Consider the following 12,758-nt stretch of genomic DNA (forward strand, 5'->3'; position numbering starts at 1 on the left):
CAGCAAAGCCCCAGCCTAGAGCGCTCGTACCGCCCTTGGCACCGCCCTTGCTATTGACCTCGCAAACAACATCATGCGAGGACGCACCTCATGGATTCCCCGGTCATCAGCGGTTGGTACCACTCCCCTTTCGGCAAATTTCCCGATATCGACCCCGAGCAGATGATGGCCGATGCCGCCATCGGCGCCCTGCAGCACGCCGGGCTGGACGCCGAGCAGATCGACTCGGTGCACGTCGGCCACTTCAATGCTGGCCTCATCTACCAGGACTTCCCTTCCGCACTGCTGGCCAATCACCTGCCGGCGCTGCGCTTTACCCCGTCGGTGCGGGTTGAAAACGCCTGTTCGACCGGCTCCGCAGCGATCCACTCGGCGCTGCAGGCCGTGCTCAGCGGCCAGGCCCGCCATGCTTTGGTGGTGGGCTTCGAGAAGATGAACGGGCTGCCTACTGCCGAAGTCGGCAAGATTCTGCTCAAGTGCTGTTATGCCCGCGAAGAAGCGCAGATCGAAAACGGCTTCGCCGGTGTGTTCGGCAACATCGCCCAGGCCTACTTCGAGCGCCATGGTGATCAGTCCGACGCGCTGGCGATGATCGCTGCAAAAAACCACGCCAACGGCGCGCTCAACCCGTTTGCCCATATGCGCCGGGATGTCGGCTATGAGTTCTGCCGCAATCCGTCCGAGAAAAACCCGTTCGTGGCCGGCCCGCTCAAGCGCAGCGACTGCTCGCTGATCACTGATGGCGCTGCGGCGCTGGTGATCAGCCGTGCCGAACAACTGCCCGGGCAACAACCGGCGGTGCGCTTCCGCGCTGCGGTACAGGTCAACGATTACCTGCCCCTGTCACGCCGCGACCCGACCGTGTTCGAAGGAGCCGCACGGGCCTGGCAGCAGGCCTTGAGCGAAGCTGGCCTGAGCCTGGCCGACCTGTCGCTGGTCGAGACCCACGACTGCTTCACCATCGCCGAACTGCTCGAGTACGAAGCCATGGGCCTGGCCCCACGCGGCCAGGGCGCGCGGGTGATCGCCGAGGGTATCAGCCGCAAGGATGGCCGGCTGCCGGTCAACCCGTCGGGCGGGCTCAAGTCCAAAGGCCACCCGATCGGCGCTACCGGCGTGTCGATGCACGTCATGGCCGCCATGCAGCTGACCGGCCAGGCCGGCGACATGCAGTTGCCGCGGGCTGATCGTGCCGGGGTGTTCAACATGGGCGGCGCGGCAGTAACCAACTACGTCAGCATCCTGGAGGCTGTGCAATGACCGGGATCGACAATGTCATGAACCTTGGCGAGCTGCTCGCGCAGATTGCCCGACGCCTGCCCGATGCCCCAGGCTTCATCCGCGGCGCCGACAGCTACAGCTGGCAGCAACTGCTGACCCGCGTCGACAGCGTCGCCGCTGCCCTGCGCGAGCGCGGCCTGGGCAAGGGCGACAAGCTGCTGGTGCACTCGCGCAACAATCTGCAGCTGTTCGAGAGTGCCTGGGTGGCATTCCGCCTGGGCATGGTCTGGGTGCCGACCAACGTCCGTATCACCCCGCCCGAGGCCGCTTACCTGGGCAGCTCCAGCGGCGCGGTGGCGATGCTTTACGACGATGGCATGGCGGCCTATGTCGACGCAGTGCGCGAAGCTTCGCCAGCACTGCGTATGGTCATCGCCATCGGTGCACCGCGTGACGGCGAGCTGAGCTACGACGCCCTGCTCGACCAGGGCGCTCCGCTGCAACCAGCGTTTCGCCCAGCCGAGGTCAGCTACCACGACCCGCTGTGGTTCTTCTACACCTCCGGCACCACCGGCCATCCCAAGGCCGGCATCCTCACCCATGGCCAAATGGCCTTCGTGATCAACAATCATTTGGCCGACCTGATGCCGGGCCTGAGCCCACAATCGCGCTCGCTGGTACTGGCGCCGTTGTCCCACGGTGCCGGTATCCATGCCCTGATCAACGCCGCCCGCGGCGCGGCCTGCGTGCTGCCGGCCGGCGACCGGCTGGACTGCGACGAAGCCTGGCGGCTGGTCGAGGAGCACCGGGTCGACAACCTGTTCACCGTGCCGACCATCGTCAAGATGCTCACCGAAGACCCTGCCGTCGACCGTTATGACCACAGCAGCCTGCGCTACGTGATCTACGCGGGCGCGCCGATGTACCGCGCCGACCAATGCCACGCCCTGCGCACCCTGGGCAAGGTGCTGGTGCAGTACTACGGTCTGGGCGAAGTGACCGGTAATATCACCGTGCTGCCGGCGGACTGCCACGATGCCGAGGACAGCCCCCAGGCCAAGGTCGGCTCCTGCGGCTACCCGCGCACCGGGATGCAGGTGGCAATTCTCGACGAGCACGGCAGCGAACTGCCAACCGGCAGCGATGGCGAGATCTGCGTACGCGGCCCGGCGGTGTTCGCCGGTTACTACAACAACCCCAAGGCAAATGCCGAGTGCTTCCGCCATGGCTGGTTTCACACCGGTGACCTCGGCCACGTCGACCAGGAGGGCTATCTGTTCATCACCGGGCGCGCCTCGGACATGTACATCTCCGGCGGCTCCAACGTATATCCACGCGAGATCGAAGAGGCGCTGCTGACTCACCCGGCAGTCACCGAAGTGGCAGTACTCGGACTGCCCGACGAAAAGTGGGGCGAGTGCGGCTGCGCCGTGATCGTGGTCACTGCCGAGGTCAGCGACGAGCAACTGCTGGCCCATCTGGAGCCGCGCCTGGCCCGCTACAAATGGCCAAAACGCTTCGTGCGCTGGGCCGAGATGCCCAAGTCGGGTTACGGCAAGGTCGTCAAAAAACAGATCCGCGCCCTGCTCGATGCCAGCGAGGCGCCGCTATGAACCCGCATTTTGAAGAGCGCAACGGCGTGCGCGTATTCATCCACGGTGGCCAACCGCAACAGCCGCGCTTGCTCGACTGCGAAGTGCCGGACTGCGAAGAGCTGCGCGTAGTGCTGCCACTGGCCTGCAACGTTGCCCAAGGCCTGCTGCAGGCGCTGGAGGGCCGCCGCTATCGCAGTGCGGTCGGGCGCATCCTGTGTGGCGGCGCGGCGCACCTGAGCTATCACCGCATGGTCACCACCACTGACCAGCAACGGCCCTACGACTACGGCCAGGCGGTGGTGCTGGACGGCTACATCACCTTTGTCAGCGGCGCCATCACCGTCGGCCGCGATGCCCACGGCGCGCCGCTGCTGCACTGCCACGCCGGCTTCATCGACCGCGACGGTCAGCAGCATGGCGGCCATTTGGTGCTCGACCGGCTGGTGGTCGGCAGCGAGCCGCTGGTGCTGCGCCTGTGCCTGTTCGACCAGGTCGCCTATCAGGTCAAGCCTGATGCCGAAACCCACTTCAACCTGCTCCATCCGGTGTTCCAGGAGGCGTCATGAACACTGCAGCAATCCACAGCGAAGCGCAGGTACAGAGCGGTCGGCTTGGCCGCCTTGTGGTGGCCCGGCTCAAGCCCAACGAAGACATCATCGACAGCGCCGAGGCCCTCTGCGCCAGCCACGGCATCAGCCTGGCGGTGGTCCGTGGCGGCCTCGGCAGCCTGATTGACGGCGAGCTGCAGTACCTGGGCCGCAGCGGCATGCAGGACATTCATGTGCCAGGCCCGGGGGTGGAAATCCTCAGCCTCAGTGGCGAAATCGCCCCCGGCGCGAGCAGCCTGCAAGCGGTGCTGGCCGACGCCGACGGCAAGATCTTCGCCGGCCGCCTGCAGCGTGGCCGCAACCTCTCGTTCATCACCGTCGAGCTGACCTTGCAGGAATGGCTGCCTGACTGACTGCCCTCACTGAAGAGCATCACCCGGGCGTTGCCGCGCCCGGCTTTCTTGCGCCCGCGCGTTGGGCGCCCCACTGCATCAGGAAAACAACAATGACAAGAAAGCCCTTAATGCACCTTTCACTGCTGACCGTTACCAGCGCCCTGCTCGTCCCCGCCGCCCAGGCGGCCTTCATCGAAGATGGCAAGGCCACGCTCAACCTGCGCAACTACTACTTCAACAACGACATGCGCGACCGCCCCGGTGCCGCCGGGCAAAGCAAGACGGCCGAATGGGCGCAGGGCTTCATGCTCGACTACAAGTCAGGCTTCACCGACGGCAAGCTCGGCTTTGGCGTCGATGCCCTCGGCCTGCTCGGGGTGCGCCTGGACGGCGGCGCCGGCAATCATCGCGGCAGCTCGATGATCCCCGACGACAGCGACGGCAGCGCCGTCGACGAATGGAGCCGGCTGGGCCTGACCGGCAAGATGCGCTTGTCCAAAACCGAAGCGCGCTATGGCACCTTGCAGCCCAAGCTACCGATTCTGGTGGCCAACGATGGTCGCGTGCTGCCGCAGACCTTTGAAGGCGGCATGATCACCTCGCAGGAAATCGACGGCCTGACCCTCATCGGCGGGCGTCTCGAGCATGCCACCGGGCGCGCCTCGACCAACCGCTCGGGGCTGGCCGTGGCGGGCGGCACCGAGCAAAGCAACGAGTTCATCTTCGCCGGTGCCGACTACCAGCTGAGCAAGGCGCTCAAGCTGCAGTACTACGCCGCCCAGCTCGAAGACTATTACGTGCAGCACTTCGGCGGCCTGGTCCATGTGTGGGCGTTAGGCGACAACCAGTCGCTGACCACCGACCTGCGCTATTTCAAGACCGATGCCAGCGGGCGCAACGATTCGGCCAGCGGGCGTGGCGAGGGTTATCGCGTCAGTGGCCTGGCGGATACCCCGGGCAAGATCGACAACGATACCTGGAGCGCCATGTTCACCTATGCCATTGGCGGGCATAGCGTACTGCTCGGGCATCAGCGCGTGTCCGACAGCGGCAACTTCGTCCAGCTCAACCAGGGCAATACCGGCGAAGGCGCCGCAGGGTCGAGCATCTACCTGTTCACCGACCGCTTGGTGACCAGTTTCACCCGCGCCGGCGAGCGCACCACCTTTGGTCAGTACGGCTACAACTTCGCCGCACTTGGCGTGCCGGGGCTGGTGGCGTCGGTCACTTACTTGAAAGGCACGAATATCCGCATGGCCTCAGGTGGCGACGAGAAGGAGTGGGAGCGCGATATCGCCCTGGATTATGTGGTGCAGGGCGGCACCTTCAAGGGGCTGGGATTCAGTTGGCGCAATGGCATGTTGCGCAGTGGCGTGCCCAGCGAGTGGGATCAGGATCAGAACCGCTTGACCGTCAGCTATTCGGTGCCGCTGTTCTAGGCCGGCAACCCTGAAACGACGAGGGGCCATTGCCACAGGTTTCTACAACCTGACAGCAATGGCCCCGCGTTTCAAACAGAACAGCGCAGCTCAGTCCTGAGTGCCTTCGAACCAGGCCAGCTTCTCGCGCAACTGCACCACCTCACCCACGATAACGAGAGTCGGCGCATGCACTTCATGCTCAGCCACCATCGCTGGCAGATCTGCCAACGTGCCGGTGAACACACGCTGATTGCGCGTGGTGCCCTGCTGCACCAAGGCCGCTGGCGTAGTCGCCGCACGGCCATGGCGGATCAGTTCGGCGCAAATCGTCGGCAAGCCGACCAGGCCCATGTAGAACACCAGGGTCTGCCCAGGCGAAACCAGATCATGCCAGGGCAGGTTGCTGCTACCGTCCTTCAGGTGACCGGTGACGAAGCGCACTGACTGCGCGTAATCACGGTGAGTCAGCGGAATACCAGCGTAGGCCGAGCAACCGCTGGCCGCGGTAATGCCCGGCACCACCTGAAACGGAATGCCATGCTCGGCCAGCTCTTCGATCTCTTCGCCACCGCGGCCGAAAATGAACGGGTCGCCGCCCTTGAGTCGCAGCACACGCTTGCCCTGCAAGGCCAGCTCAACCAACAGCTGATTGATCTGCTCCTGCGGCACCGAGTGATCGGCGCGGCGCTTGCCGACGTAGATCCGCTCGGCATCGCGCCGGCACATGTCGATAATCGCTGGCGCCACCAAGCGGTCGTACAGCACCACATCGGCCTGCTGCATCAGGCGCAAGGCGCGGAAGGTCAGCAGGTCCGGATCACCCGGGCCAGCCCCCACCAGATACACCTCACCGCCCTGCTGCACCGGTGCACCGTCGACCATCGCCTGCAACAAGCGCTCGGCTTCAGCGCCTTGCCCGGCCAACTGACGCTCGGCAATCGGGCCCTGGAATACCGCCTCCCAGAAGCCGCGGCGCTGGTTGACGTCCGGGTACAGCGTTTTCACCTGATGGCGAAACCGCGCGGCAAGCCCGGCCAGCTCGCCATAGGCCGCCGGAATCCAGGCTTCCAGCTTGGCCCGGATCAGCCGCGCCAGCACCGGCGCATCGCCGCCACTGGACACTGCTACCACCAACGGCGAGCGATCGACGATGGCCGGGAAGATCACCGTACACAGCGCCGGCGCATCGACCACATTGACCGGCAGGCTGCGTGCCTGCGCTTCGGCTGACACCTGAGCATTGAGCTGCGGGTCGTCGGTGGCAGCGATCACCAGCCGGCACCCTTCCAGATCCGCGACCTGATAGCCACGTACCAGCACCTCGCCGCCGGTTGCCTCGGTCAAGCTGATCAGCTGGCTGTCGACCTGCGGCGCCACCACGCGCAGCGCGGCGCCGGCATCAGCCAGCAAACGCGCCTTGCGCAGGGCGATTTCGCCACCGCCGACGACCAGTACCCGGCCGCCCTGCAACTTGTGAAACAGCGGCAGGTAATCCATTTAACCGATGACCTCGACGCCGCCCATGTACGGCTTGAGCACTTCCGGCACACGGATCGAACCGTCGGCCTGCTGGTAGTTCTCAAGCACTGCAACCAGGGTCCGGCCTACCGCCAGGCCGGAGCCGTTGAGGGTGTGCACCAGCTCAGGCTTGCCGGTTTCCGGGTTGCGCCAGCGCGCCTGCATACGGCGCGCCTGGAAGTCGCCACAGTTGGAGCACGAGCTGATTTCGCGGAACTTGTCCTGGCTCGGCACCCACACTTCCAGGTCATAGGTCTTGACCGCACTGAAGCCCATGTCGCCGGTGCACAGGGCCAAGACCCGGTACGGCAGCTCCAGCAGCTGCAGCACGCGCTCGGCGTTGGCGGTCAGGCCTTCCAGCGCTTCCATCGACTTGCTCGGCTCGACGATCTGGACCATCTCGACCTTGTCAAACTGGTGCTGACGGATCATGCCGCGGGTATCGCGGCCCGACGCACCGGCTTCGCTGCGGAAGCACGGCGTGTGCGCAACGAACTTGATCGGCATCTGCTTGGCGTCGATGATCTCGCCGGCAACGATGTTGGTCAGCGACACTTCGGCGGTCGGGATCAGGTAGAAATCAGCTTCGCCTTCGCGGCTGATCTTGAACAGGTCTTCTTCGAACTTCGGCAGCTGGCCAGTGCCCTGCAAGGCAGGCGCTTGCACCAGGTACGGGGTGTAGGCCTCTTCGTAGCCGTGCTCGCTGGTGTGCAGGTTGATCATGAACTGCGCCAGGGCGCGGTGCAGGCGGGCGATCGGGCCACGCAGCAGGGCAAAGCGCGCGCCGGACAGCTTGGCCGCGGTCTCGAAGTCCAGGCCACCGCTGATTTCACCCAGGGCAACGTGGTCTTTGACCTCGAAGTCGAAGGCACGCGGGGTGCCCCAGCGGCGCACTTCGACGTTGCCGTCTTCGTCTGCGCCGACTGGCACGCTGGCGTCCGGCAGGTTGGGGATGGTCAGCAGAATGCCGTCCAGCTCAGCCTGGATCTCGTCCAGCTCGGTCTTGCCGACCGCCAGTTCGTTGGCCATGCGCTCGACATCAGCCATCAGCGGCGCGATGTCTTCGCCCTTGGCCTTGGCCTGGCCGATCGACTTGGAACGGGCATTACGCTCAGCCTGCAGCTGTTCGGTACGGGTCTGCACCGCCTTGCGGCGCTCTTCCAGTGATTCGATGCGCGCGACATCCAGGCTAAAGCCACGGGAGGCCAGGCGATCCGCCACTTCCTGAAGTTGGCCGCGTAACAGTTTGGCATCGAGCATATCGTTCTCTCGTTATAGGTGTGTTGGTTCAGAATTTGGTTAGCGACAGGCCGGCCCAGGTCGCAAGCAACCCGCCGCATACGCTGATAGCGGTATAGCCCAGGGCCAAGGGTATCTGGCCGTTTTCCAGCAGGCGCACGGTGTCCAGCGAAAATGACGAAAACGTGGTCAGCCCGCCGAGAAAACCGACGATCAGACCAGCGCGCAGCTCGACCGGGACCATCGGTTTGGACAAAAACAGCCCGTACAGCAGGCCGATCAGCAAGCAGCCGACCAGATTGACCGCCAGCGTACCGAGATAGAAGTGCCGTGGCCAGTGGGCGCTGACCCAGTTGCTGGTGGCAAATCGCAGCAGGGTGCCAGCGACGCCGCCGGCGCTGACGGCCGCAATCAGGGCAATCATGGTTTTCTCCGCTGGCGGGGGCTGTTGCGATCGAGCTCGGCGAGGTGGCGCAGCTTCTCGCCGATCTTCAGTTCCAGGCCGCGTGGCACGGGCTGATAGTAAGGTCGTGGTTCGAGTTGATCCGGGAAGTAGTCTTCGCCTGCGGCGTAGGCATCCGGTTCATCGTGGGCGTAGCGGTATTCTTCGCCGTAGCCCAGTTGCTTCATCAGTTTGGTCGGTGCATTGCGCAGGTGCAACGGCACTTCCAGCGAACCGTGCTCGGCTGCCTCGCGCATGGCCGCCTTGAAGCCCATGTACACCGCATTGCTCTTCGGCGCGCAGGCGATGTAGGTGATGGCCTGGGCCACTGCCAGCTCGCCTTCCGGGCTGCCAAGACGCTCCTGCACGTCCCACGCCGACAGGCACAGGCTCAGCGCCCGCGGGTCGGCGTTGCCGATGTCTTCACTGGCCATGCGCACCACACGGCGGGCGATGTACAACGGGTCGCAGCCGCCATCGAGCATGCGCGCGTACCAGTACAGCGCGCCATCCGGGTTGGAACCACGCACCGATTTGTGCAGCGCCGATATCTGGTCGTAGAACGCTTCGCCGCCCTTGTCGAAACGCCGGCGGCTGTCGCCGAGCAGGCTTTGCAGCAGATCAACGCCGATATCAGCGCCATCTTCGGCCAGGTCCGAGGCGTTTTCGAGGAAGTTGAGCATGCGCCGGCCATCACCGTCGGCAGCGGCCATGAGCATCTTGAAGGCTTCATCGCCCACCGTCAGCTGACGCTTGCCCAGGCCGCGCTCCTCGCTGAGGGCGCGATTGACCAATTTGCGCAGGGCATCCTCGTCCAGGCTTTTGAGCACATAGACGCGCGCCCGCGAGAGCAAGGCGTTGTTCAATTCGAATGACGGATTCTCGGTGGTCGCACCGATAAAAATCAGTGTGCCATCTTCAACGAACGGCAGAAACGCATCTTGCTGCGACTTGTTGAAGCGGTGCACTTCATCGACGAACAGGATGGTCCGCCGGCCGTATTGAGCAGCCTGCTGCTTGGCCACCTCGACCGCCTGGCGGATCTCCTTGACCCCGGCCAGTACCGCCGAGACCGTTTCGAAGTGGGCGTCACAGAACTGCGCCAGCAGCCGCGCCAGTGTGGTCTTGCCAACTCCCGGCGGGCCCCAGAAGATCATCGAGTGCAGCGCCCCCTGCTCCAGCGCCTCGCGCAGCGGCTTGCCGCGCGCCAGCAGGTGCTCCTGGCCTACGTACTCGTCCAGGTTGGACGGACGCAGCCGGGCAGCCAGTGGCTGAGAGACGGGTTCGCTACGAAACAGGTCCATGACGGCCTCTGATTACTCCTGGATGACGTCCGCGCCTTTCGGTACATCGAACTTGAATTTGTTAGCCGGCACCGGCTGGTTGGCCTTGACCGCAGTGAACAGGATATTGGTGCGCTGGCCTACGCTGTCGATCAGTTGCATGTCGTTGATCAGGCCCTTGCGGAACGAGATGCGCAGGGAATCGAACAGGGTGTCCTTGGTTTTCGGCTTGAGGGTGAAGTCCATCACCTCGCCTTGTTCCTTGGAGGTGATATCGAAGCTCTGACTGATCTTGGAGACATCACCGGACAGCAGCAGCGCTGGGGTCTGGTTCAAGCGCACATCGAGCTTTTTCACGGTGGCCTGCTCCAGGTCCGGGTCCCACAGGGTGACCTTCTGACCGTCGGACACCACTACCTGCTCCTGCGGCGCATCAGTGTGCCAGTAGAACAGGCCCGGGCGCTTGACGGTCATCTCGCCTGCGGTTTCCTGCAGGCTGGTGCCGCCGGCATCCAGGGTCAGTTGGGAGAACCTGGCTTCGATGGTCTGCGACTTCTCGAGCAGTTCGGTCAGGCGCTTCACATCGCTCTCGCCGGCATGCGCCGACAGGGTGCCCAGAGCCAGGGCGGAAACCAACAGCATGCGAATCGCGCGCATGGAAATCCTCGTTGAACAGTAGATGGGCCGGGCGCCGTGATTGGCGCCCGGCAGGGTGATGATCAATCGCGTGGGCCGCCCGGCGCAATCACTTCGCGCGAGCCGTTGGTGTTCATGGCGGTGACTACCCCAGCCATTTCCATCGACTCGATCATCCGCGCGGCGCGGTTGTAGCCGATTTTCAGCTTGCGCTGCACCGCCGAGATCGAGGCGCGGCGGCTTTCAAGTACGAACTGCACGGCTTCGTCGTACAGGGCATCGGTTTCGGCATCATCATCACCGCCACCGCTGCTGCCTTCAAAGCCGCTGCCGGCCTCTTCGACGCCATTGAGGATGTCGTCGTTGTAGTCCGGCGCGCCACGCAGCTTCCACGCTTCCACCACGCGGTGGACTTCTTCGTCGGAAACAAAGGCACCGTGTACGCGGATCGGCAGGCTGGTGCCCGGCGGCATGTAGAGCATGTCACCGTGACCCAGCAGCTGTTCGGCGCCGCCCTGATCGATGATGGTCCGTGAGTCGATCTTGCTCGATACCTGGAACGCCATACGGGTCGGGATGTTGGCCTTGATCAGGCCGGTAATGACGTCAACAGACGGCCGCTGGGTGGCGAGAATCAAGTGAATACCTGCCGCCCGCGCCTTCTGCGCAATACGGGCGATCAGTTCTTCGACCTTTTTGCCGACGATCATCATCATGTCGGCGAACTCGTCGACCACCACAACGATGGTCGGCAAGGTTTTCAGGGTTGGCGGCTCGTCATCCATGCTTTCGCGACGGTACAACGGGTCATGGATGACCTCACCAGCTTCCTGGGCGTCCTTGATCTTGCGGTTGAAGCCGGCCAGGTTCCGTACGCCCATGGCTGCCATCAGCTTGTAGCGGCGCTCCATTTCGGCAACGCTCCAGCGCAGGGCGTTGGCGGCGTCCTTCATGTCGGTGACTACCGGGCAGAGCAGGTGCGGAATGCCTTCGTAGATCGACAGTTCGAGCATTTTCGGGTCGATCATGATCAAGCGGGCGTCTTCCGGCCCGGACTTGAACAGGATCGACAGGATCATGGCGTTGACCCCCACCGATTTGCCCGAGCCGGTGGTACCGGCCACCAGCAGGTGGGGCATCTTCGCCAGGTCGGTGATTACCGGCTTACCGCCGATGTCGTGACCCAGGGCCAATGCAACCGGTGACTTGGCGTCATCGTACTGGGACGACGACAGCACCTCGGAGAAGCGCACCATCTGCCGGTTCTCGTTGGGGATTTCGATGCCCACGGTGGTTTTGCCAGGGATCACCTCGACCACCCGCACGCTGGTCACGGCCAACGAACGGGCCAGGTCTTTGGCCAGGTTGGCGATACGGCTGACCTTGACCCCGGCTGCCGGCTGGATCTCGTAACGAGTGATCACCGGGCCAGGATGGATCGAATCAACCGAGACCTCGACACCAAACTCCTTGAGCTTGATTTCCAGCAGATGGCCAACACCGGCCAGGGATTCTGGCGAGTATTCGATTTTCTTTTCTTCGGCCGGATCGAGGATCGAGATCGGCGGCAGAGTGCCTTCGACGGCGCTGTCGACGAACAGCGGCGTCTGTTTTTCCTTGAGGATGCGCTTGCTCGGCTCCGGCGCCTTGACCGGGGCGGGCATGATCACCGGTGCCGGCTGCTGCACGCGCTGGGCAACGTGCTTGGTTAGCGCGTCGTCACGCTCGATGATGCGTTCGCGCGCCTTGAGCTGCTCGCGCTTGTCGGCCACCACCGGCGCTACGACCGTATCGACCTGCTCGTCGACCTCACGCAGCTGCGCCACCAGGCGTTTGCGCTCGTTGCGCGCTTCCCACCAGCGATTGGCCGCGCCTTGCACCAGCTCGAACAGGTCGAGGGTGATCTTGCCGGTCATGTCCATGACCTTGAACCAGGACAGATCGGTGAACACGGTCAGGCCGAACAGGAACAGGGCAATGAACATCAGCGTGCTGCCCTGCACGTTCAACAGGCTGCGGGCCAGGTCGCCGAGGCTCTCGCCCAGCGCGCCGCCGGCCGAGAACGGCAGGCTTGCCGACGGGTGGAAGTGGATATGGGCCAGGGCTGCGCCCGACAACACCAGAAACACCAGGCCGATCAGCCGCCAGGAGAACAACCAGCCACTCCACTGCCACGGCTGGTGCCGCTCACGGAAGATCTGCCAGGTCTTGATCCCCAGCAGCAACGGGAAGATATAGGCGAAGTAGCCCAGCACCATGAACAGAATATCGGCGAAATACGCGCCAGCGCGGCCAGCCGCGTTCTGCACCTGATCGACATTGCTGGTGTGGGTGAAGCCTGGGTCGGCGGTGTCGTAGGTCAGCAGCGCCATCCACAGGTACAGGCACAGCGCGCCGACGGCGATCAGCGCACCTTCCTTGAGGCGATAATGCAACTGCTGGCGCCACATCGGTACCGGC

General features: G+C 64.1%; 11 protein-coding genes. 5 read left to right on the top strand and 6 right to left on the bottom strand.

Annotated features, from left to right (window positions below; genetic code table 11):
* Window positions 1-90: 90 nt before the first annotated feature.
* The 5 genes from ACQZ2L_RS10535 to ACQZ2L_RS10555 all read left to right on the top strand — a co-directional run bounded on the left by ACQZ2L_RS10535 (window position 91) and on the right by ACQZ2L_RS10555 (window position 5,198).
* Window positions 91-1,260, top strand: coding sequence for an acetyl-CoA acetyltransferase (locus tag ACQZ2L_RS10535; RefSeq protein WP_430325991.1), 1,170 nt, complete (start codon window positions 91-93; stop codon window positions 1,258-1,260).
* Window positions 1,257-2,834: an acyl-CoA synthetase gene (locus tag ACQZ2L_RS10540; protein ID WP_430325992.1), complete on the top strand. Its 1,578-nt coding sequence runs from the start codon at window positions 1,257-1,259 to the stop codon at window positions 2,832-2,834. The genes ACQZ2L_RS10535 and ACQZ2L_RS10540 overlap by 4 nt, the downstream gene beginning before the upstream one ends.
* On the top strand, window positions 2,831-3,382 hold the full coding sequence (locus ACQZ2L_RS10545) for a hypothetical protein (RefSeq protein WP_101320814.1): 552 nt from the start codon (window positions 2,831-2,833) through the stop codon (window positions 3,380-3,382). The genes ACQZ2L_RS10540 and ACQZ2L_RS10545 overlap by 4 nt, the downstream gene beginning before the upstream one ends.
* Window positions 3,379-3,777, top strand: coding sequence for a PPC domain-containing DNA-binding protein (locus ACQZ2L_RS10550; protein ID WP_430325993.1), 399 nt, complete (start codon window positions 3,379-3,381; stop codon window positions 3,775-3,777). The genes ACQZ2L_RS10545 and ACQZ2L_RS10550 overlap by 4 nt, the downstream gene beginning before the upstream one ends.
* A 110-nt stretch (window positions 3,778-3,887) precedes the next feature.
* Window positions 3,888-5,198 (top strand): OprD family porin, encoded by a 1,311-nt coding sequence (locus ACQZ2L_RS10555; RefSeq protein ID WP_430325994.1) that lies wholly within the window; start codon window positions 3,888-3,890, stop codon window positions 5,196-5,198.
* Between the two features lie 90 nt (window positions 5,199-5,288).
* Here ACQZ2L_RS10555 and cysG read toward each other — a convergent pair whose 3' ends face one another.
* The 6 genes from cysG to ftsK all read right to left on the bottom strand — a co-directional run bounded on the left by cysG (window position 5,289) and on the right by ftsK (window position 12,748).
* Window positions 5,289-6,677 carry a siroheme synthase CysG gene (gene cysG / locus ACQZ2L_RS10560; protein WP_430325995.1) on the bottom strand — a complete coding sequence of 463 codons (1,389 nt, stop codon included), beginning with the start codon at window positions 6,675-6,677 and terminating at the stop codon, window positions 5,289-5,291.
* Window positions 6,678-7,958, bottom strand: a complete 1,281-nt coding sequence (gene serS / locus ACQZ2L_RS10565; RefSeq protein WP_430325996.1) for a serine--tRNA ligase — start codon at window positions 7,956-7,958, stop codon at window positions 6,678-6,680. It lies immediately after the preceding gene.
* A gap of 28 nt (window positions 7,959-7,986) precedes the next feature.
* Window positions 7,987-8,361, bottom strand: a complete 375-nt coding sequence (gene crcB / locus ACQZ2L_RS10570; protein WP_181087521.1) for a fluoride efflux transporter CrcB — start codon at window positions 8,359-8,361, stop codon at window positions 7,987-7,989.
* Window positions 8,358-9,683, bottom strand: coding sequence for a replication-associated recombination protein A (locus ACQZ2L_RS10575; protein ID WP_101320827.1), 1,326 nt, complete (start codon window positions 9,681-9,683; stop codon window positions 8,358-8,360). The genes crcB and ACQZ2L_RS10575 overlap by 4 nt, the downstream gene beginning before the upstream one ends.
* Before the next feature lie 12 nt (window positions 9,684-9,695).
* Window positions 9,696-10,319: an outer membrane lipoprotein chaperone LolA gene (gene lolA, locus ACQZ2L_RS10580; RefSeq protein WP_430325997.1), complete on the bottom strand. Its 624-nt coding sequence runs from the start codon at window positions 10,317-10,319 to the stop codon at window positions 9,696-9,698.
* A 62-nt stretch (window positions 10,320-10,381) separates the two neighbouring features.
* Window positions 10,382-12,748, bottom strand: a complete 2,367-nt coding sequence (ftsK, locus tag ACQZ2L_RS10585) for a DNA translocase FtsK (protein WP_178080833.1) — start codon at window positions 12,746-12,748, stop codon at window positions 10,382-10,384.
* Between the last annotated feature and the right edge of the window lie 10 nt (window positions 12,749-12,758).

The sequence above is a fragment of the Pseudomonas shirazensis genome, assembly GCF_050496565.1.
In the GTDB taxonomy this organism is placed as follows: domain Bacteria; phylum Pseudomonadota; class Gammaproteobacteria; order Pseudomonadales; family Pseudomonadaceae; genus Aquipseudomonas; species Aquipseudomonas shirazensis_A.